Source organism: Arthrobacter sp. JSM 101049, from assembly GCF_041679245.1.
Classification (GTDB): domain Bacteria; phylum Actinomycetota; class Actinomycetes; order Actinomycetales; family Micrococcaceae; genus Arthrobacter_H.
Genome location: NZ_JBGFFC010000002.1, coordinates 883,464 through 904,952 on the forward strand (window position 1 = coordinate 883,464; position 21,489 = coordinate 904,952).

At 69.4% G+C, this 21,489-nt stretch carries 15 protein-coding genes, 1 tRNA gene and 1 rRNA gene; 4 read left to right on the top strand and 13 right to left on the bottom strand.

Features of this window, described 5'->3' with window-relative positions:
* Positions 1-52: 52 nt before the first annotated feature.
* On the top strand, positions 53-1,204 hold the full coding sequence (locus tag AB8M85_RS09365; RefSeq protein WP_372698507.1) for an ABC transporter ATP-binding protein: 1,152 nt from the start codon (positions 53-55) through the stop codon (positions 1,202-1,204).
* Between the two features lie 100 nt (positions 1,205-1,304).
* Entirely contained in the window at positions 1,305-2,669 is a 1,365-nt protein-coding gene (locus AB8M85_RS09370; RefSeq protein WP_372698508.1) for a DUF4032 domain-containing protein, read from the top strand.
* Between the two features lie 42 nt (positions 2,670-2,711).
* Here AB8M85_RS09370 and AB8M85_RS09375 read toward each other — a convergent pair whose 3' ends face one another.
* The 10 genes from AB8M85_RS09375 to AB8M85_RS09420 all read right to left on the bottom strand — a co-directional run bounded on the left by AB8M85_RS09375 (position 2,712) and on the right by AB8M85_RS09420 (position 17,334).
* On the bottom strand, positions 2,712-4,139 hold the full coding sequence (locus AB8M85_RS09375; RefSeq protein ID WP_372698509.1) for an NCS2 family permease: 1,428 nt from the start codon (positions 4,137-4,139) through the stop codon (positions 2,712-2,714).
* Positions 4,140-4,232: 93 nt separating this feature from the next.
* Positions 4,233-5,543, bottom strand: a complete 1,311-nt coding sequence (locus tag AB8M85_RS09380) for a guanine deaminase (RefSeq protein WP_372698510.1) — start codon at positions 5,541-5,543, stop codon at positions 4,233-4,235.
* Positions 5,540-6,343 carry a xanthine dehydrogenase accessory protein XdhC gene (xdhC, locus tag AB8M85_RS09385; protein ID WP_372698511.1) on the bottom strand — a complete coding sequence of 268 codons (804 nt, stop codon included), beginning with the start codon at positions 6,341-6,343 and terminating at the stop codon, positions 5,540-5,542. Before xdhC ends, AB8M85_RS09380 begins: the two co-directional genes overlap by 4 nt.
* Positions 6,344-6,358: 15 nt before the next feature.
* Entirely contained in the window at positions 6,359-8,728 is a 2,370-nt protein-coding gene (gene xdhB, locus AB8M85_RS09390; RefSeq protein ID WP_372698512.1) for a xanthine dehydrogenase molybdopterin binding subunit, read from the bottom strand.
* A complete protein-coding gene (locus tag AB8M85_RS09395; protein ID WP_372698513.1) occupies positions 8,725-10,380 on the bottom strand; it encodes a xanthine dehydrogenase small subunit in 1,656 nt (551 codons plus the stop codon). Before AB8M85_RS09395 ends, xdhB begins: the two co-directional genes overlap by 4 nt.
* Before the next feature lie 278 nt (positions 10,381-10,658).
* Positions 10,659-11,294 carry an NTP transferase domain-containing protein gene (locus tag AB8M85_RS09400; protein ID WP_372698514.1) on the bottom strand — a complete coding sequence of 212 codons (636 nt, stop codon included), beginning with the start codon at positions 11,292-11,294 and terminating at the stop codon, positions 10,659-10,661.
* On the bottom strand, positions 11,291-13,279 hold the full coding sequence (locus AB8M85_RS09405; protein WP_372698515.1) for an alpha-amylase family glycosyl hydrolase: 1,989 nt from the start codon (positions 13,277-13,279) through the stop codon (positions 11,291-11,293). The genes AB8M85_RS09400 and AB8M85_RS09405 overlap by 4 nt, the downstream gene beginning before the upstream one ends.
* Before the next feature lie 61 nt (positions 13,280-13,340).
* A complete protein-coding gene (locus AB8M85_RS09410; RefSeq protein WP_372698516.1) occupies positions 13,341-14,276 on the bottom strand; it encodes a sugar ABC transporter permease in 936 nt (311 codons plus the stop codon).
* The gene (locus AB8M85_RS09415; protein ID WP_372698517.1) at positions 14,273-15,901 is read right to left on the bottom strand and encodes an ABC transporter permease subunit; all 1,629 of its coding nucleotides are present in this window, start codon (positions 15,899-15,901) and stop codon (positions 14,273-14,275) included. The genes AB8M85_RS09410 and AB8M85_RS09415 overlap by 4 nt, the downstream gene beginning before the upstream one ends.
* Positions 15,902-16,035: 134 nt before the next feature.
* Positions 16,036-17,334 (bottom strand): extracellular solute-binding protein, encoded by a 1,299-nt coding sequence (locus AB8M85_RS09420; RefSeq protein WP_372698518.1) that lies wholly within the window; start codon positions 17,332-17,334, stop codon positions 16,036-16,038.
* A 206-nt stretch (positions 17,335-17,540) separates the two neighbouring features.
* On the opposite strand from AB8M85_RS09420, the gene AB8M85_RS09425 reads away from it, so the two are divergent.
* Positions 17,541-19,325 (top strand): glycoside hydrolase family 13 protein, encoded by a 1,785-nt coding sequence (locus tag AB8M85_RS09425; RefSeq protein WP_372698519.1) that lies wholly within the window; start codon positions 17,541-17,543, stop codon positions 19,323-19,325.
* Between the two features lie 60 nt (positions 19,326-19,385).
* Complete coding sequence (locus AB8M85_RS09430; RefSeq protein ID WP_372698520.1) at positions 19,386-20,402, top strand: LacI family DNA-binding transcriptional regulator; 1,017 nt, start codon at positions 19,386-19,388, stop codon at positions 20,400-20,402.
* A gap of 116 nt (positions 20,403-20,518) precedes the next feature.
* Here the strand turns inward: AB8M85_RS09430 and AB8M85_RS09435 are convergent.
* The 3 genes from AB8M85_RS09435 to rrf form a co-directional block, all read right to left on the bottom strand.
* A tRNA-Pro gene (locus tag AB8M85_RS09435) sits at positions 20,519-20,595 on the bottom strand.
* Between the two features lie 128 nt (positions 20,596-20,723).
* A complete protein-coding gene (locus AB8M85_RS09440; protein WP_372698521.1) occupies positions 20,724-21,251 on the bottom strand; it encodes a hypothetical protein in 528 nt (175 codons plus the stop codon).
* A 113-nt stretch (positions 21,252-21,364) separates the two neighbouring features.
* A 5S ribosomal RNA gene (gene rrf, locus AB8M85_RS09445) occupies positions 21,365-21,481 on the bottom strand.
* Positions 21,482-21,489 lie beyond the last annotated feature (8 nt).

Sequence of the window (21,489 nt, forward strand, 5' to 3'; positions counted from 1 at the left end):
ATTCACAACGGATCGTCGGGCACGTACCTGCCCGTGAAGGGATTGATCACTCATGGCCACCGTCACCTTTGACAACGCAACCAGACTCTATCCGGGCACCCAGAAGCCCGCGGTGGACAAGCTGAACCTCGACATCGCGGACGGTGAGTTCCTCGTCCTCGTGGGCCCCTCCGGCTGCGGCAAGTCGACCTCGCTGCGCATGCTCGCCGGACTGGAGGACGTCAACTCCGGGCGCATCCTCATCGGCGAGCGCGACGTCACCGATGTCCCCCCGAAGGACCGTGACATCGCCATGGTCTTCCAGAACTACGCGCTCTACCCGCACATGTCGGTCGCCGACAACATGGGCTTCGCCCTGAAGATCGCCGGCGTCGACAAGGCCGAACGCGCCGAGCGCGTCCGCGAAGCCGCCAAGCTGCTGGACCTCGAGGACTACCTGGACCGCAAGCCCAAGGCACTCTCCGGCGGCCAACGCCAGCGCGTGGCCATGGGCCGCGCCATCGTCCGCTCCCCGCAGGTCTTCCTGATGGACGAGCCGCTCTCGAACCTCGACGCCAAGCTGCGCGTGCAGACCCGCACCCAGATCGCCTCGCTGACCCGCCGCCTCGGCGTCACCACGGTCTACGTCACCCACGACCAGGTCGAGGCCATGACGATGGGCGACCGCGTCGCGGTGCTCAAGGACGGGCTGCTGCAGCAGGTCGACACCCCGCGCAACCTCTACGACCGCCCGATGAACGTCTTCGTCGCCGGCTTCATCGGCTCCCCCGCCATGAACCTGCTCGAACTGCCGGCCGTCTCCGGTGGTATCCAGTTCGGAAGCTACACCTACCCGGTGGACGCGGACGTGCTCGCCTCGGCCAACGGCCAGACCATCACCTCCGGGGTCCGCCCGGAGGACATGGTGGAGGTCGCGGCCGGGGAGGGCCTTCCCGTGGAGATCGACGTCGTCGAGGAGCTCGGCGCCGACGCCTACGTGTACGGCCACGCCACCCTCGACGGCCAGGAGTACCCGATGGTCCTGCGGGTCGACGGGCGCAAGCCCCCGTTCAAGGGCGACACCATGCACGTGCAGCCGAAGACCGGGCACGTGCACATGTTCGACACCCGGACCGGGCACCGCCTGGGCGATCCGGAGGCCGCCAACGCCCCGCAGGCCACGCTCTCCGACGTCGACGCCCTGGCGCAGTCCGAGTCCGAATAGCAGCTGCCGACGACGGCGGTCCCGCCTTCCCCCGCGAAGGAGGGGCCGCCGTCGTGCTTTCCCGGGCAGTGCCCGGGACCGGCACGGAACCGAGGAAGCGATGACCCGCCACTACGCCAGCTGGCACAACGAGCCCACCGACTACGACCAGCGGGGCAAGCTGCCGCGCGAGACCGTCGTCGACGAGCCGGTCCGCCCTGCGCTGGGCGGTTCGCTGAACATCACCTCTGCCACCATGGACCCCGCGCTGCTGGACCTGCCCTGGCACATCCGCCTGGAGGACTGGCCCGCCAAGAACCTCGCCGCCCTGCCCCGCGGCATCTCCCGGCACGTGGTGCGCTTCGCGCTGCTGCGCGAGTCGGTCATCGCGGTGAAGGAGACCGGCGAGCACATCGCCCGGCACGAATACCACATGCTGCGCAAGCTCAACCGGCTCGGCGTTCCCTGCGTGGAGCCGGTCGCCGTCATAGCCGGCCGCGCCGACGAATCCGGCGGCGAACTGGACCCGGTCCTGGTCACCCGGCACCTGAAGTACTCGCTGCCCTACCGCGCCCTGTTCTCCCAACGGCTGCGCCGCAAGACCCTCCACCGCCTCATCGATGCCCAGGCGCTGTTGCTGGTCCGGCTGCACCTGGTCGGTTTCTACTGGGGCGATGTGTCGCTGTCCAACACGCTCTTCCGCCGCGACGCGGAATCCTTTGCCGCCTACCTAGTCGACGCCGAGACCGGCGAGCTCTATCCCGCGTTGTCCGAGGGGCAGCGCGAGTACGACCTGGAGATCGCCCGGGTTAACATCGCCGGTGAGCTGATGGATCTGATGGAGGCCGGGCTCATCGAGGAGAGCGTGGACCCGCTGGCCACCAGCGAGCAGATCATGGACAGCTACCACGGGCTGTGGCAGGAGCTGACCGGCCAGGACGCCTTCGACCTGCGCGAACGCTGGCGCGTGGACGAGCGCATCCGCCGGCTGAACAAGCTGGGTTTCGACGTCGATGAGATCGCCCTGCGCACCACCGCCGACGGCACGCAGCTGCAGATCCAGCCCAAGGTCGTCGATGCCGGGCACCACCAGCGCCGGCTGTTGCGGCTGACCGGCCTGGACGTCCAGGAGTTCCAGGCCCGCCGGCTGCTCAACGACATCGACGCCTACCGGGCCCGCAAGCACCCCGAGCTCGACGAGGAGATCAACGCCGCCTTGTGGGTGCGCGACGTCTTCCAGCGCATCACCGAGGCCATCCCCCGCGAGCTGCACGGCAAGCTCGAACCGGCCCAGCTGGTCCATGAGGTCCTCGAGCACCGCTGGTTCATCTCCGAGCGCCGCGGCAGCAACGTCCCGCTGGCCGAGACCATCGAGTCCTACATCGACACTGTCCTGCGCCACCGCCGCGACGAGGCCGCGATCATGCTCAATCCCCCCTCGGAGGTCCTGGAGGTCATCGACCTGACCCGGCACGACGACGACTGAGCGCACCCGGGTGCCCCGCACAGGGCCCCGGGTGCGCCGCCGTCAGCCGAGCCAGACCCACCGCACGATCAGCAGGGCGGCGAGGAGGTAGAGGATCCAGTGGGCGTCCCTGATGCGCCCGGAGCAGATCTTGATCAGCGCATAGGCCACGAGGCCGATGGCGACGCCCTCGGCGATCGAGAACGTCAGCGGCATGACGATGATCGTCAGGAACGCCGGCAGCGACTCGGAGATATCGGCCCATTCGATATGGCGGGCGCCCTCCATCATCAGCGCCCCCACGAGGATCAGCGCCGGGGCCGTGGCCGAGGCCGGCACGGCGGCGATGACCGGTGAGAAGAACATGGCCAGGCCGAAGAACGCGGCGACCGTCACTGCGGTGAGCCCGGTGCGGCCGCCTTCCTCGACGCCTGCCGCCGACTCGACGTAGGCGGTCGTGGTCGAGGTGCCCAGCGCGGCACCGCTGATCGCCGCGAGCCCGTCCATGGAGAACAGGGTCTTCGCCCGTGGCATCTCGCCGTCCTTGCCGATCATGCCCGAGCGCTGGCTGAGGCCGGTGAGGGTTCCGGTCGCGTCGAAGAAATCGACGAAGAAGAACGTGAACACCACCGACAGCAGGCCCGCGGAGAGGGCCCCGCCGATGTCGAGGTGGAAGGCGAGGTCGCCGGGCCAGATCGGCATCTGGACGGGCGATCCCCCGAACCCCCCGAAGGCCGTGAAGGTGCCCTCTTCGGCGCCGGGGTAGACCGGCAGGCGGCTGATGATCGCGATGAGCGTCGTGGCGATGATCCCCAGCAGGATCGCCGCCTTGACCTTCAGCTTCATCAGCACGGCGATGACCAGCAGGCCGAACAACCCCAGCCAGACATGCGGTTGGGTGACATCCCCGATGCCGACGAACGTCGCTTCGTTGGCGACGACGAATCCCATGTTCTTCATCCCCAGGAAAGCCAGGAAGGCGCCGATCCCCGCGGTGATCGCATATTTCATGCTGCCGGACAGGGCCCGGGCGATCGCTTGGCGGACACCAAGGACACTGAGGATGATGAACAGGACACCCGAGATGAACACGGCGCCCAGCGCTGTCTCCCAGCGGTACCCCATCCCCAGCACGACCGTGTAGGAGAAGAAGGCGTTCAATCCCATGCCGGGGGCCTGCGCGAAGGGATAACGGGCAATCAGGCCCATGTACAGCGAGCCGAGGATCGCCGCCATGCAGGTGACCATGACCAGCTGGGTGAACAGGTTGCCCACGTCGGGCATCTGGCCGGCCATGGCGTCGTTGAGCACGCTCGGGTTGACGAAGATGACGTAGCTCATCGCCAGGAACGTCGTGATGCCGGCGCGGATCTCGATGCCGTAGCTCGAGCCGAGGCGGGTGATGCCGAAGTACCGGTCGACCACTCCCCAGCGGGGGACGGTGGTTTGTCGCGGCCTGGGGCTGGTGCGTTTGGGCGTATTGGTACTCATTGCTCTCCTTTGAGCAGGTGTGGGCCACGACGGCGTGGCGCACTGGGTGGGAAGGAGGAGGATCCGGTCGGCGGGGCGCGGTGGCCCCGGAGGTCACTGGCAGGCGCGGGCATGGCTGAGCACACCGCCCATCCAGACACGGTTGATGTCCGCGCTGGTCCCGTTGGCGAAGACCCCGGCCAGGGCGCGGTCTGCGCTTCCGGCGTGGCACAGGATGGAGTGGAGGGCGCTCCCGGATGGCGGGGCGACCTCGATGGCGTCGAAGGCCGCCCCGACGCCGAGGTGTCCGACGTCGGCATGGCCCAGGGCCAGGGCCCCGGCGCGGGTGGCCAGATGCAGCAGGTGGGCGGGGCCCAGGGCCAGGCCGTCCGGCTGCAGCTGCTGGTGGAAGTAGGCCTGCAGGCCTTCCTTGAAGTGGCTGAACCCGGTTCCGGCCCCGACGTCGGATCCCAGGGAGACCCGCACGCCGGCTTCGACATGCCGGCGCAGGGGGAACAGGCCGCTGCCCAGCGAGGAGTTCGACGACGGGCAGTGGGCCACCGCGGTACCGGCCGCGGCGAGCCGGGCCAATTCCGCGTCGGTGGGATGGACGTTGTGCGCCAACAGGCTGCGCGGCCCGAGGAGGCCGTGCCGGTCGTAGACGTCGCTGTAGCTCGAGGCGTCCGGGAATAGTGCGGCCACGACGGCGACTTCCGCGGGGTTCTCGTTCACGTGCGAGGTGAAGAACACGTCCGGGGTGCCCTCCAGGGTCCCGCGGCAGGAATCGAGCAGGTCCGGGGTCGCGGAGAGGGCGAACCGCGGGGTGACGGCGTACCGTAGCTTCCCCGTGCCGTGCCAGGCGTCGATGAGCCCTGCCGCATCGCAGGCTGCGCGTTCCGGGGTGGTGTGCAGGTCTGCGCGCAGCTCCTGGTCGGCGACGACCAGACCGGCGGTCATCCGCAGCCCCTTCCCGTAGGCCGCGGCGAACAGGGCATCCGTGGCGGCGGCGTAGTGGGACCCGAACACCAGGGCGGTCGTGGTGCCGGCCCCGATGAGCCCGCCGACGAACTCCCCGGCGACGGCCTGGGCGTAGGCCAGGTCGGCCATGCGCGCCTCTTCCGGAAGCGCGCACCGGTCGAGCCACTCCAGCAGCGGCATGCCCAGTCCCCCGATGATCCGGGGCTGCGGGTAGTGCACGTGGGTATCCACGAACCCCGGAAGGAGCAGGCCGTCGACGCCGATGACCTCGGCCCCGGGATGGCGGTGTTGGGCGTCGGCGAGCGAACCGCGGAAGGTGATGACGCCGTCGTCCACTGCGAGCGCGCACTGTTCGGCGCGCAGCACGCCTCCGGTGAAGGGGTCATCGGGTGTATCGAGGATCCAGCCGTGGAAAATCGCCGCGGGTGGATGGCTGTCGTGGGTCATGGTGTGGCTTTCTGGAAGACGCGCATCAGGTCGGCGGCGACGCTGATGGCGATGGCTGCTGGGTGCTTGCCCGTGAGGTCCGGGGCACCGATGGGGCAGTGGACCCGGTCGATGACCGCATCCTGGTGGCCTTCGGCCGCGAGCTTCTTGCGGAACCTGGCCCATTTCGCCGACGATCCGATGACGCCGAGACTGGCGAATCCGCCCCGGCGGAGGGCGGCGTCGCAGAGCATCAGGTCTTCGGCGTGGTCGTGGGTGAGGATCAGGACGTGCGCGTCGTCGGGCAGGGTCGCGATGAGCGTCTCGGGTGCGGGCAGCGTGTGCAGGTGCACGGTGGCGGGCCCGTCCCGCAGCGTGGCGGCCAGGGCATCGTCGAGGATGCCGCGGCGTGAATCCGCCAGGTGGAGGACCACCTCGCTCCGACTGAGTATGCGGGCCAGTTCCTGGCCGACATGCCCGGCGCCGAACACCGCCACGGTGGGGCGCCGTCCGATCGTTTCCAACAGCACGCGCACGGTGCCGCCGCAACACTGAGTGCCGTAGGCGACGCGCGCGTATTCATTGAGCCCGAACTCGGTTTCGACCACCGGCTCCGCCCCCTCGGCCAGCATGGTGCGGGCGCGGTGGATCACGGTGGCCTCCATGTTGCCGCCTCCGATGCTGCCGGTGGTGGTGTCTGCGGTGACGAACATCTTCGCGCCGACGTCACGCGGTGAATGCCCGCGGACCTCGACGATGGTCGCGAGGATGCCGGCGGTGCCGGTGGCGCGGGCCTGCGTGAGGCCGGTGAGCCAGTCCATGGTCGGCTGTCCCGGTCAGTCGGCCGCGACGGCCGCGGTGTCGGCCGGTCGGCGCACCTGGTCGAGCGCCCAGTACACGGCCTCGGCGGTGGCCGGGGACGGCAGTTCCACCTGCTGGCCCGGTTCGCCGAAGGCCGCGGCGGCGGCCCGCAGCGCCTCCCGCACGGCGATCGAGAGCATGAGCGGGGGTTCGCCCACGGCCTTCGAGCCGTAGATGCTGCCGTCGTCGGTGGGGTGCACATACAGGTCCACGTTGAACACCTGCGGCAGCTCCGAGAACGAGGGCAGCTTGTAGGTGCTCGCCGCCTGGGTCAGCAGCTTCCCGCGCTGCGGCCCCTCGGTGGTGTCCCAGCGCAGGTCCTCCTGGGTGAGCCAGCCGGCTCCCTGGACGAACGCCCCCTCGATCTGGCCGAGGTCGATCAGTGGCGAGAGCGAACTGCCGACGTCGTGCAGCAGGTCCACCCGGCGGGTGGTGTACGCGCCGGTGAATCCGTCGACCTCCACCTCGGCGACCGCGACCCCGCGGGAGTAGTACTTGAACGCGTTGCCCTGGTAGGTGGCGGGGTCGAAGTGGATCCCCTCGGTGCGGTAGTAGCCGGTCGCCGACAGGGACACCCGCTGGAGGTAGGCCGTCTCGACGAGCTCGCCCCAGCCGACGGTCTTCTCGGTGCCCAGGGCGCCGACGACGTCCCCGGTGATGCGCACGTCGTGGGAGTTGACGCCGAGCAGGCCGGCGGCCACCGGTGCCAGCCGGTCGAGGATGATCTCGCAGGCGTTCTTGACCGCGCCGCCGTTGAGGTCGGTGCCGGTCGAGGCGGAGGTGGCCGAGGTGTTGGGCACCTTGTCGGTGCGGGTCGGGGCCAGGCGGATGCGGCGCAGCGGCAGCCCGAGCGCGGTGGCGGCGACCTGCATCATCTTCATGTGCAGCCCCTGGCCCATCTCCGTGCCGCCGTGGTTGATGAGCACCGAACCGTCCCGGTAGATGAGCACGAGCGCGCCGGCTTGGTTCAGGACCGGCTTGTTGAACGAGACGCCGAACTTCACCGGTGTGATGGCCAGCCCCCGCTTGGAATGCCGGTGCGCCTCGTTGTACGCGGCGACTTCGAGGAGACGGGAATCGTAGTCGCTGGTGTCCTTCAGCTTGTCCCACATGTCGTTCATGCGTCCGGCCTGGCTGACCACCTGCCCGTAGGGGGTCGTCTGGCCGGGGGCATAGAAGTTCCGCCGGCGGATCTCCTCCTCGCCGATTCCCAGCTTCGTGGCAGCCTGCCCCAGCAGGTCCTCGGTGATGATCATCCCGGAGGGGGCGCCGAAGCCGCGGAACGCGGTGTGCGAGGTCTTGTTCGTGCGGGCGATCCGGCCGAGCACGTGGACGTTGGGAAGATAGTAGGCGTTGTCCACGTGGCACAGCGCCCGGCTGACCACGGCGGGCGACAGGTCGACGCTGAAGCCGCCATCGGCCGTCACCACGGCCTTGTAGGCCACGATGTGCCCCTCGTCGTCCAGCCCGGCCTCCCAGGTGGCGTGGAAACCGCCGCGTTTTCCGGTCATGGTCAGGTCCTGGGTGCGGTTCAGGCGGACGTTCACCGGCCGGCCGGTGAGCACCGCCCCGAGTGCGGCGACGGCGGCATACGGATTCGCATTCGTCTCCTTCCCCCCAAAACCACCTCCCATGCGCAGGCACTGCACGGTGACCTGGTTCGACGGGATGCCCAGCACCTGGGCCGCTACCTCCTGGGTGTGGCTCGGCGCCTGGGTCGAGGACTGGATGAAGACCTGGCCGCTTTCGTCCACGGTGGCGAAGGATGCCTGGGTCTCGAGGTAGAAGTGCTCCTGGCCCTGGATGTCGATCCCCCCGCTGAGGCGGTGCGGGGCCGTGGCGAGTGCCGCGTCGGCGTCGCCGCGCTGCAGGGTGGCCCGTGGCCCCTGGAACTGCCCCGCGGCGATGGCCTCCTGGGTGGTGATGATGGATGGCAGCTCCGTGTAGGAAACCTCGATGGCCTCGCTGGCCAGCCGTGCCTGCTCGAGGGTATCTGCGAGTACCCAGGCCACCGCCTGCCCATGGAATTGCACCTCGTTGGGGAAGAGGGGCTCGTCACCGAGCTCGCCGTAGTCGTTGATGCCCGGGACGTCCGCCGCGGTGAGCACCCCGGCGACCCCGGGCATGGTCCGGGCCGCGGCGGCGTCGAGGGAATCGATGCGGGCGTGGGCGACGAAGACCTGCACCGGCCACGCATGCAGGACGTGGGCGAAGCGGTGGGACAGGTCGTCGGTGTAGAGGGCCTTGCCGGTCACGTGGTCCCAGGCTGCGTCATGGGGAATGACGACGCCGGCAACACTGCCATCGGGGATCTCGGCGAGGGGCCGGGAGGAAAAGGGGTTCATGATGCGACCTCCTCGTGGAAGCGGCGGATGGATTGGGCCAGGGTGGCGCTGCGGTACCGGGCGCTGGCCCTGTGGTCCGACATGGGGGTCCCCTCGACCCGCATGATCTCCGCGGCGGCCTCGAACGTCTCGGCCGTCCAGGGTTTGCCCCGGAGGAAGGCCTCGGTTTCGCGGGCGCGGATGGTCGTGGCGGCGGCACCTCCCACGCCGACCCGGATCTCGGCGACCTCCCCGTCGGTGAGGCGGGCGGCGATGGCCACGGCCACCGAGGAGATGTCGTCGAACTTGCGTTTGGCGACCTTGTAGAACCGCGCCAGCGGCAGGACCGGCGTCGGGATGACCACGGACTTGATGATCTCGTCGGCCGTCCGCACGCTCTTGCGGTAGCCGGTGAAGTAGTCGGCCAACGCGATCGTGCGTTCACCCCGGCTGGAGGCGAGGACCAGCCCGGCGTCCAGGGCCAGCAGCGCGGGGGCCGTGTCCCCGATGGGCGAGCCGGTGCCGAGGTTCCCGCCGATCGTGGCCGCGTTGCGGATCAGCTGGGAGGCGAAGAGCGGGACGAGCTCGGCGAGCAGGGGCACCGAACCGTCGAGGTGGCGTTCGACCTCGGTGATGGTGAGTCCCGCGCCGATCTCCACGTGGTCGTCGGACACGTTGAACCGGCGCAGTTCGTCCAGCTGGTCGATCGCGATGGTCAGGGGTGCGCGGCGGTGCTTGATCGTCAGTTCCACGCCCCAGTCCGTCGATCCGGCCAGCAGCACGGCATCCGGTGTCTCGGCCAGCAGGCCGAGGGCCTCGCCGAGATCCGCCGGTCGGACGAAGGCGCTGCCCGGGCTTCCGAGGCGCAGCGGACGGCTGGCCGGTGCGGGCCGGTCACGGCGTTGGGCGAGGGGGTCCCGGGGGTCGACGTCCCCCAGTGCAAAGGCAGCGTCCCGGATGGGCCGGTATCCGGTGCAGCGGCACAGGTTTCCCGAGAGGGCGTGGAGGTCGAATCCATTGGGTCCGGTCTCCGGTTCGTGTCCGGGGGCCGATCCATACCGTGTCGCCGGTTCGGTCCGGGCCGGCGGATCCACGGCGGTGCGCGGGGGCAGCCCGGGGGCGAGAGGCCGGGCATCGTCGTCGACGGCCAGGGACCACGGCAGTTCGTTCCCGGACGGCACGATGCGTGCCGCGGAGACGATGTCCGAGGTGGTGGGGGCAGTGCCGCACCCTGCCTCGCCACAGGCGCACCCCGATCGGTCCTTCCGGTAGTATTCGGCGGCCATCGAGCAGACGAAACCCGGGGTGCAGAATCCGCATTGGGAGCCGCCCCGCATCGCCATCTCCCGCTGGACGGGATGCAACGCCTCGGAGGAGGCCAGCCCCTCGGCCGTGTAGATCTCCTGGCCCGCGAGAGCCGCGGCGGGCACCAGGCACGAATTGATCGAGGTCCAGCGGGTTCCGCCGTCGCCGTCGGGGCGGGCGACCATCACGGCACAGGCGCCGCACTCCCCTTCGGCACAGCCCTCCTTGGGCCCGGTGATGCCGCTGCCACGGAGCCACTGCAACGTGGTCGTGTGCGGGGCAACCTCCGCAACGGACATCTCGCTGCCATTGACGGTCACGGCCGTGGTGGCCGCGTCCGTGGCGGTTGGATGCATGGATCCGGTCATTGAAAACCCTCCTCTGGCCTATGCACAACGATGCCGTCGCGATGCGTCGCAGCATCGTTGTGGGCATGGTTGAGGCCGACGAGGTCGGGAGAGCCACATCAGGTTATCCATGCGAACAGAGGATGGCTCCTGTGACGCAGCTTACACAGCCGGACGCGATTGTGGAAGAGTTTTTCCAAAATGAGCTCGCAGGGGTGCTGCGCCCGGTCCCGCTACCGCCTGCCGGCCAGTCGCATGAGGCCGCGCAGTGCGGCCCCGCGGTCCGCCAGGGGCTTCGATCAGCCCAGCCGGTACAGGTCCGCCACCGCATCCACGTCGCCGCCATCGGAGAGATCGGAGCAGTCCACCAGATCGATGCGCCCCGGGTCGGCCGCCAGGTAGTCCCGCGCCCCCATCTCGCCATGGGCGGCGGCCCGCACCGCGGGCAGGTCGCCGGGGCCGAACACCACCGGATGGCCACGTCGCAACCCGGAGCCCGCGGCCGGGACTCCCCCCGGAGCCTGGGGCTCGCGGAATCCGGCAGCGGTGATGCGCCCGGGCCGGTGTGCCGCGAGCAGCCGGCGAACCATGGCCGCATCGACCCCCGGCTGGTCGACGAGGGCAACCAGCGCGCCGTGCCCGGCGGGCAGCGCGGCGAGGCCGGCGCGCAGGGAACTGCCCATCCCCTGCACCCAGTCGGCATTCTCCGCCACCAGGTGCCGCGCCAGCCCCGGCAGCATCGCGGCCGTGGCCGCCCCGGCACCGAGGACGACGACCACCGGGCCGCAGCCGCCCTCGTGCAGGACTCCGGAGAGATGCTCCACCAGCGTGGTCCCGTCTGCACGGCGCAGCAGCGCCTTCGGGCCACGCCCCAGCCGCGTGCCCTGGCCGGCGGCCAGCAGGACCGCAGCCACCGGATCCGGCACCCGGCTCATGGGCGTTCCGATGGCTGAACACCCGGCGCGGCAGCCGACGGCACGATGGTCCCGGGCAGCGCGAACGCCGCCGCGGACAGGGCCTGCCCGGAGACCACGACGCCGGTGCCGGCCCCGCGCACGGCGCTGGCGGTGCCGTGCCCCCAGAGCCGACGCGGGGCGAAACCGGGAGCCAGCCCGGGGGCCAGATCGCCCAGGTCCACACCGGTGGCCGCATCGCGGAACAGGACCACCAGCACCGATGCCTCGGCTGTCTCGCGGATGAAGGCCAGCGTCCCGCCCGCGGCGTGGAGCCAGCGCAGACCGCCGGCGGTCAGCGCCGGATGGTCTCTGCGCAATGCGGACAGCCCGGCGTAGAGCCCGCGCAGGTCCGCGGGGATGCGCTCCGGGGCGTTCCAGGGCATGGGCGTGCGGGAGTTCTCCCCGTTGAATCCCTCGAAGCCGAATTCATCGCCCATGAACACCATCGGCACCCCCGGCAGGGTGAACTGCAGGGCGGCGGCGAGCGGCTGGGCCCCGGGAAGGATGGCGCTGGCGGCCCGGGCGGTGTCATGGGTGTCGATGGCGTTCAGGTTCGCCAACCGCACCCGCCAGGGGAAGGCGGCCGCGAAGTCCAGATGGGTGGCCAGGAAGTCCCCGGCGTCGATCCTCTCGGGCCCGCGCTGCGGCAGCCCGAAGTAGTCGGGCCAGGCCTGGCCGGTGATGTTGCCGGATCCGTCGCGGGTCACGCCGGGTTCGGCACCGGCGAGGTGCCCCCCGGGGGCATCGCCGTCGCCCATGGTGTGCGGGCGGGCCAGCCATTGCCAGAGCGGCCGGGTGAAGTTCGTGTACGTCATTGCCCCGTGCCAGGTGTCGCCCTGGAAATCGGGGGCCGCGTCGGAGGTGGATTCGGCCACGAGCAGGGCCTCGGGGTTGATCGTCTGGATCCTGTCGCGGATGAGGGCGGCGATCTCGTGGTTGAAGTCGTCGCCACCGGCGCGGCCGGTCATGTTGCCCACGTCGATCCGCCACCCGTCCAGGTTGAAGGGCGGTTGCAGCCAGCGGGCGGCCATCGAGTCGTCGGCGAGGATGAAGCGCTCGCGGAGTCCCTCCGAACGCCAGTTGAACTTCGGCAGCGATTCGACGCCGAGCCAGGCGAGGTACGCGGTGTTGTCCGCGCTGAAGTAGTAGAAGTCCGATTCGGGAGCGGCGGGGTGGCGGTAGGCGGCGCGGAACCATTCGTGGGCGTCGCCGGAGTGGTTGGTCGTCAGGTCGCCGACCACACGCAGGCCCCGTGCGTGCGCGGCCTCGACGAGCCGGATGAGGGCCTCGTCGCCGCCGAGCAGCGGGTCGATCCCGGTGAAGGCTGCCGCGTCATAGCGGTGGTTGGACCGGGCGGGGAACATCGGTGTCAGGTAGAGCACCGTGGCGCCGATCGACTCGAGATGGTCCAGATGTTCGCGGATGCCCTCGATGTCGCCGCCGAAGTACTGGTACGGGGTGTCCGGGCCACGGCCGATGACGGCGCTGGTGTCCCACTCGGCGGCCACGGCCCAGTCCGGCAGCGTCCTCCCGGCGGCGGCCGCGGATCGGGCGAAGCGGTCGGGAAAGACCTGGTACATCACCGACCGGTGGATCCATGCCGGCGCCGCGGGGCCGGCGCAGATCCTGAAGTCCTGCACGTCGGGCACGTCCAGGGCGCCGGTCCCCCGGGCGTTGACCCAGAGGTTGCCGGGTGTGCCGCCGGTGCGCAGCAGCCAGCGGTACTTCTGGACCGGGTTGACGACGAGCAGCCGGGCCTGCCACCACACCCAGCCGTCGCCCTCGCCCAGCCGGGTGGCGGCGTCGTAGTGGGGTTCGGCGTCGCGGATGCTGCGCAGCCACACCCCGCCGGGGGTGGGCTGGCCGGCGGGGACGCGGAGCCGGACGGCGACGGTCTCGCCCAGGGCGGGGTCCTGGCGGTCGACGTGCAGGGCGGAGCCGTCGTGGTGCGGCGTTAAAATCATGGGTGTCCTCCTGCTGGACAGTCTCTCATCGCCGGGCCCCCGCGGCCGCCGGCAGCGGCGATCAGCCCTTCACCCCGCCGGCGGTCAGCCCGGTGGTGATGTAGCGCTGCAGGAACAGGAACAGGGCCATCACGGGGATGGCCGCCAGCACGGCGCCGGCCGCGAAGACGCCCCAGTTCTCGGAGCGCTGCTGGGCGACGTAGGAGTACAACCCGACGGCGAGTGTCTGCGACTCGGGGTCGGTGAGCACCACCGAGGCGATGACGAATTCGCTGGAGATCGCAATGAAGGCCAGCAGCCCGACGACGGCGAGGATCGGGGTGACCAGGGGCAGGATGATCTTGAAGAACACCTGGACGTGGGAGGCACCATCGATGCGGGCGGCCTCGTCCAGGGACAGAGGCACGGTGTTGAAGAACCCGTACATCAGGTACGTGTTCACCCCGAGTGCCCCGCCGAGGTAGACCATGATCAGGCCCAGCGAGCTGCCCAGGCCGATGGCCGGGATGATGTCGCCGAGGAAGTTCAGCAGCAGGAAGATCGCCACGACGGTCAGCAGCTGGGGGAACATCTGCAGCAGCAACAGGGTCAGCAGCCCGACACGGCGCCCGGCGAAGCGCATGCGGGAGAACGCATAGGCTGCCATCGCCCCCAGGAACACGGTCAGCGCGCTGGTGACCAGTCCGATGAGCAGGGTGTTGGCGAACCAGCGGCCGAAGGGCCGTTCCTGGTTGGCGAACAGGGCCTCGAAGTTTCCCCAGCCGAAGTGGGTGAACAAGGTGGAGGCCCCGGCCATCGTGCCGTCGGGGTTCAGGGCCGCGGAGAGGACATAGAGCAGGGGGAAGACGGAGAAGACGGTGGCCAGGATGGCCACGATGTGCCGCCAGCCCTTGTCCGCGAACCAGCGTCCGAAGGACCGGCGACGCTGGAGCGGAACCGGGGTGCCGGCGTCGTGTCCGGCGCCGGATGCCGGTGCCGTCATGGTGGAGGTGCTCATCGGTTGATCTCCTCGAGGGACTTGGTCTGCCGGAAGCTGATCGCGGAGACGACGGCGACGATGATGAAGATGATGATGGCCAGGGCGCTGGCAAGCCCGTAGTCGCGCCCGGTGCCGGCCCCGAAGGCGATCTTGTAGACCATCGTGATCAGGATGTCGGTGCCCCCGATGTCGAACGTGGTGCCGTCGAAGCGCGGCCCGCCGCCGGTGAGCATGTAGATGACGTTGAAGTTGTTGAAGTTGAACGCGAAGCTCGAGATGAGCAGCGGGGCCAGGGACACCAGCAGCAGGGGCAGCTTGATGGCCCGGAAGATCCGCCAGGCGCCGGCGCCGTCCATGCGCGCGGCCTCCTCGACGTCCTCGGGCAGGGACTGCAGGGCCCCGGTGCAGACCAGGAACATGTAGGGGTAGCCCAGCCACAGGTTCACCACCAGCACCGAGACCTTCGCCAGCACGGGGTCGGTCAGCCAGGGGATCTGGGCGCCGCCGAGCAGGGCGTTGTTGATGAAACCGAATTCCGGGTTGAGCAGCCCGGACCAGACCAGGCCGGAGAGGAATGCGGGGAAGGCGTAGGGCAGGATCATCAGCACCCGGTAGATCTTCTTGCCCCGCAGGTCAGCCCGGTTGAAAACGATGGCCAGGAACAGGCCCAGGGCGAAGGTGCTGGCGACCGAGAGCAGTGCGAATGCGAAGGTCCACAGCACGACCTGCAGCAGCGGGCCCTGCAGGTTCGGGTCGGTGAAGGCCCGGGTGAAGTTGTCGAGCCCGACGTTGATCTTCCACCCGGTGGCCAACTCGGTGCCGTCCGCCGCCGCGAAAGTCCCCTCGCCCGAGTCGCGGTAGACGGTGCCGGTGGTGGTGTCGGTGAACGTGTCCGCCGCGGCATCATAGGAGAGCTTGGGCTTGTAGACGTAGGCGGTCGAGCCGTCGGCGGTGCGCAGCGAGCCGTCCTCGGCATCGTCGCTGATGGGCACCTTCAGCTCCGCGATCTGCTGCTGGCGTTGGAGCAGGGTGGCGAAGTCCAGGGTGGTGTAGCCCTCCACGCCGGCGGCCGCGCCGGTGGGCCCGGTGGTCGAGGCGGTGGCGTCCTGCAGCGGCTGGTCGTTTCCGCCGAGCTTCACGGCTCCGTCGGGCGCGGTGACCAGCAGGTACAGGTCACCGCCCTTCTCCAGCACGGACGCGGCATACTGCGGGGAATCGGGGACGCGTTCCTGCGCGGAGAGCTGGATGGACTCGATGGCATCGGCCTTGGACGAGTTGTGCCCGTCGCCGTAGTTGGTGAACGCGATGTAGGTCGAGAAGACCATCACGAAGACCTGGAAGAGCAGCAGGAAGAACACGCCCGGGGCCAGGTACTTGGCCGGCAGCCCGTCGCTGCGCAGGTAGATCCAGTTGACGACTGCGGTGACGACGACGCAGATCGCCAGGATGAGCCATTCGGCGCTGGCCACCAGCTGGAACATCACGAACACGGCGATCGCGTCGACGAAACCCAGGAGCACGATCTTCGCCACCGTGCCCATCAAGGAGTCCGGGGTGCGCTTCGGCCGCCGCGGTGTCGGCGGCTTGCCGGGTCCGGGGGTGGCCCGGGATGTGCTGGAGGTGGTGAGCGTGGTGCCTGCCATCAGAGTCTGTACCTTCGTTGTGCGCGGCCGCGGGGCGGACTCGAGCTGGGGTGCGGTGTGAAGTGCTGTGCACGGGGCGCGCCGTGGTGGCGGCCCCGTGCACCGGTGCTGCGCCCGGGCAGCGGGTGGGCCGGCTAGATCTTCTTGTTGATCGTGGCGACCATCTTCTTCCAGGCGGCGCCCGGGTTGGCTTCCTTGCCCTTGATGAGGTCAAGTTCGGTGCCGCCCCAGTCGGCCCAGACGGCGTCCATGGCGGGCACCGCGGGCATGGGGACGCCGTTGGCGCCGATTTCGCCGAAGGCCTTCACCACCGGATCGGAGGAGGCCTTCTCGAAGGAGGATGTCAGGGCCGGAGGCCGGCCGCCGGTCTTGAACAGGGCGTCCTGGGCCGTTTCCTGGCTGAGGTAGTTCACGACGAATTCGGTGGCCGCCAGCGTGTTCTTGCTCTTGGAGGAGATGAAGAACCCGTTGACACCGATGAACGGCTGGGCCGGCTGGTCGCCCGCGGTGGGCAGCGGATCCACGACGAACTTGATGCCCTTCTTCTGGATGTCCGGGATGTTCCACGGCCCCGTGAGGAAGTAGGCGGACTGTCCGGCCAGGAACTTCTCCTTCGCGATGTCCCCGGTGATGTTCGAGTTGAAGACCTTGGTCCCCTTGTCGCCGTTCTTGGCCAGGAACTCGGCGAACTTGATGCCCCCCGCGTTGTCCATGATGACCTTCGTGCCGTCATAGGAACCGTCGGACATCTGTGCGAACACCGGAGCCCCGAAGGAGGTCTGTAGCGGGTAGGTGTGGTACGGGTCGGCCTGCTTCGGGTCCAGCCCGACGAGGAACGGATACTTGGCCTTGCCCCCGGAAACGGCCTTCCGTCCGGCGGCCACGACCTCGTCGAAGGTCTTCAGCGGCTCGGCCGACAGGGAGGTGTTGCGCACCAGTGCCACGTTTTCGATGGAGTACGGCAGCCCGTAAACCTGGCCCTCGTACGTCATGGCCTGGATGGAGGATTCGGCGAACTGTGAGGCCTTGTCACCAAGCTGCAGCGGGGCGACGACACCGTTCTGCACGAGCTTGCCCAGCCAGTCGTGGGGGCCCACGAGGACGTCGGGGCCCTTGCCGGTCGGGGCCTGGGTGATGAAGTCGTCGCGCACTGCGGCGAAGTCCTTGACGACCAGCTTGACCGCGATGCCCTTTTCGTCCTTGAACTTCGCAGCGATCTGCTTCAGCGCCGGGGAGCGTTCGGCGTCGACCCACAGCGTCAGGGTCGCCGACGTGGACTTCGCGGCCCCGGTGGACGCGGGGTTTGACGACGGTGCGGTGGTGCTGGTGCCGCCGCCGCACGCGGCGAGCATCAGGGCCGCCGAGGTGCCGAAGGCGCCCAGGGCGAAAGAACGTCGGGAAACCAGTGCCCGGCCGTCGGTGGTGTTCTTCATGTGTGCCTCTCCGAAGCTCAGTACGGTGCCCCCTGGCCCCCGGACCGGTCCGCGTCGCCGCCTCACCGGCCCCACCAGCGGGGAACATTGTGATGTATGGCATAACTGTAAGCGCTTTCATCAATGACGTCCACACCGACGCTATGACCCGGGTTGACCAATGCAAGCGTTTCCAAAAGGTGGGATCCGACGCTAGGCTGGAGCGCATGTTCCCACCCCCTGCCCCGTCCCCGGGCACCGTCCTGCCAGCCGCCGGTTCCCCCGCCACCGTGCAGGCCGCGCCGCCCCGGTCGTCTTTTGCCCCCGGGCCCCTGGCCCACGCGCCCTCCGCCGACGGTTCGTGGTGGCGCAGCGCGGTGATCTACCAGGTCTACCCGCGCTCGTTCCGTGACGTGCGGGGCACGGGCACCGGCAACCTGGCCGGGGTCACCGCCGAGCTGCACCAGATCGCCGAGCTCGGCGTGGATGCCATCTGGCTCTCCCCCTTCTACCCCTCCCCGCAACGCGACGCCGGATACGATGTCGCCGATTACACGGACGTCGACCCGCTCTACGGCGATCTCGACGATTTCGACGCGCTCATCGCCCGGGCGGGCGCGGTGGGCCTGCGGGTCATCGTCGATCTGGTCCCCAACCACTGCTCGGACCAGCATCCGGCCTTCCGGGCGGCCCTGGCCGCGGGCCCGGGATCCACGGAGCGCGACCTGTTCGTCTTCCGTGACGGGCGCGGCCCCGGCGGGGACGAGCCACCGAACAACTGGCAGTCCCATTTCGGCGGCCCGGCGTGGACCCGCGTCGCCGGCCCCGGCGGCGAGCCGGGCCAGTGGTACCTGCACCTCTTCGATTCCTCGCAACCGGACTTCAACTGGGACAGCCCGGCAGTTCACGCGGAGTTCGACCGCGTCCTGCGCTTCTGGCTGGACCGCGGCGTCGCCGGGTTCCGGGTCGACGTCGCCCACGCGCTGGTCAAGGAACCGGGCCTGCCCGACTGGGGAGGGACGGCCGACGGCTCCCCCACCCCCGGCTTCCCGTTTTCCGCCGCCCCCATGTTCGGCCGCCCCGGCGTGCACGAGGTCTACCGGCGCTGGAGGGGCATCCTCTCCGAGTACGACGGAGAACGCATCCTCTGTGCCGAGGCCAATGCCCATCCCGTCGACGCCGTCGCTGATTGGGTCCGCCCCGATGAGATGCACCAGGCCTTCAACTTCCCCTATCTGAACACCGGATGGGATGCCAGCGCCCTGCGCGCCGTGGTGGACCGCTCGCTGGCCGCCTTCGACGCGGTCGGCGCCCCGAGCACCTGGGTGCTCTCCAACCACGACGTCTCGCGCCATGTGACACGTTTCGGCTCCTCCACCGCGGTGCGCTTCGGCGATGGGCTCGGCCCGCGCGACCCGCAACCGGACCACGAGCTCGGACGCGCCAGGGCCCGGGCCGCAAGCCTGTTCATGCTGGCCCTGCCCGGCGGTGCCTACCTCTACCAGGGCGAGGAACTGGGCCTGCCGGACCACACCATGCTCGAGGACCGTTTCCGCCAGGATCCGAACTTCTTCCGCACCGGTGGGGAGCGGGTCGGGCGCGACGGCTGCCGCGTCCCGCTGCCCTGGACACCGGAGGGCCCGACACTGGGTTTCAGCCCGTCGGAGTCCACCTGGCTGCCGCAACCCGACGGCTGGGAGGACCTCGCTCGGTCCGTGCAGCTGGCCGACCCGGCGTCGACCCTGTCGCTGTACCGCCGGGCCCTGGAGGCGCGGCGTAGGCTAAAGCTCGGTTCCGGCGGCCTGCGCTGGCTGGCCAGCGACCACGACCCCGGGGTGATCGCCTTCGAGAATTCCGGCATCGTCGTCGTGCTCAACATGTCGAAGGACCCGGCGGCCCTGCCGTCCGGGGACGTGCTGGCCACCAGTGGTGCCGAGGCCATCCAGCACGACGGCGGGGTCCCCAGGCTGGCGCCGGATGCCGCGGTATGGCTCCGGCCGGCACCGCGGTAGTCGCAGGACCCGGCAGACAAGCACCAGGACGGCCCCCTGGCCGCAGCGGAAGGAAAACGGATGGCCAGCATCAAGGACGTCGCCGAACGGGCCGGAGTGTCCGTCGCGACCGTCTCGCGTGCCCTGAGCGGGAACGGCAAGGTCTCCGCTGCCAGCCGCGAACGCGTGCGCGAAGCCGCCGAGGCCCTCGGCTACGTCGTGTCCTTCAACGCCTCGTCGCTGGCCTCCGGGCGGAGTCGGAACATCGGGCTGGTGGTCCCCACCGTGGGGCGGTGGTTCTACTCGACGGTGCTCCAAGGCGCCACGAGTGCGCTCATCGACGCCGGATACGACCTCACCCTCTACAACACGGGAGGCGAACAACGCTACCGGGATTCGGTCTTTTCCGAGCTGCTGCTGCGCAAACGGCTGGACGGGGTCATCACGGTCACCCTGAAGTTGGAACCGGCGGAAATCGGCCAGCTCGCCTCGGTGCGCAAGCCCGTCGTCGCCATAGGCGGGCTCATCCCCCAAATCGACACGATCCGCGTCGACGATTTCAACATCTCCGCGCTGGCCACGGAACACGTGGTCAGCCTGGGACACCGCGACGTGTCCTTCTTGGGCGCAACCGAGGAGTTCGAGGTGGACTTCAAGCTGGGCTCCGCCCGCGAGGACGGGTTCGAATTCGCCATGGACCAGGCGGATCTCCCGGTTCGGCCCGAATGGCTGCTCACGGCCGATTTCACCACGTCCGGGGCCTACCAGAAAGTGCGGAACGTCCTGTCCAACCCCCGTGGTCGCCCCACTGCCTTCGTCTGCGCCTCGGACGAGATGGCATTTGGTGCCATCCTGGCCGCACGCGACCTGGGGCTGCAGGTGCCCGGTGACGTATCGGTGGTCGGCATCGACGGGCACGAGCTCGGGGAACTCTTCGGATTGACGACGATTGCCCAGGATCCCGGGGGCCAGGGGGCGGATGCCGTGGACAAGCTGCTCTCGCTCTTGGGCGAAGGCGATCTGGAACGGGACCCGACGCAGGGCTTCTACCCGACGGAGTTCGTTGCCCGGTCCTCCACCGCGGCCCCGGCGCGCTAGAGCCAACGGCCCGCGGCTACAAGGGAGCAGACGCAAAAATGGGGCCGATTCCTCGGCCCCACTCGCGGTGGATAACATGTTCCGGACCGCGGACCGTGATCCGCTGCTCCGGCAACTGGTCGGGGTGACAGGATTTGAACCTGCGACCTCGTCGTCCCGAACGACGCGCGCTACCAAGCTGCGCCACACCCCGTGGGGTTATCAACCTCAAGAAGTTTACCGGGTCGACGCCGAATTCACTAATCGGCGGTTCCGACTCCGAGAGCCGGCCGACGGGCTACCAAGCCGAGCCGAGGGAGCACCGTGGACGCAGTCGCGGACCTAGGCCGCACCGCCCATGAAGCGCTGGTAGTAGCCCAGGATCTCCGGCCAGGCCTCGGCCATCCTCCGTTGCTCCTGGCCCGCTTCGCCGCCGGACCATCGGTCATGCGTGACCGTCACCTCGGTGGCGCCGGTACCTGTTTCCCGGAACACAACGATCACACGGGTGGGGGCCTCGTGCTCGTGTCCCAGGGTGAAGTCGAGTTCCAGCAACCCCTGCGCGAGCGCCTGCGGGTCGACGGGAACGGGCGCCTCGGTGCGGCGAAGGGTGGCCCACCGCAAGCGCTCTCCGGAGCCTGACTCCTCCACCAGATCGCGGCCTTCGAAGCCCAGGTGCGAGCCGGGGCCGATGCCGGACAGGGTGCCCAGAGGCCACCAGAGGTGCAGATAGTCCATGAACCCCTCATAGGCCTGGTCGCACTCCATGCGCACCGTCACGGCGGCGACGACGGGCTCCGCTCCCCCGGCCGATTCATTGGCCGGGCCGGCGCCGGGTACGGGCTCAGCGTGGGAAAAGATGCCATCCATATTTCCACCCTACCCCCGCCGTGCAGGACCGCACCGGCACGCTCACGAGGCAGAACTCCCGTTAAATGACTCAAGGCCCTGGACTGTTGTCCAGGGCCCTGGGCCCAATGATGGTCCGGCGGCGTCCTACTCTCCCACACCCTCCCGAGTGCAGTACCATCGGCGCTGTGGGTCTTAGCTTCCGGGTTCGGTATGGGACCGGGCGTTTCCCCCACGCTATGACCGCCGTAACTCTTCT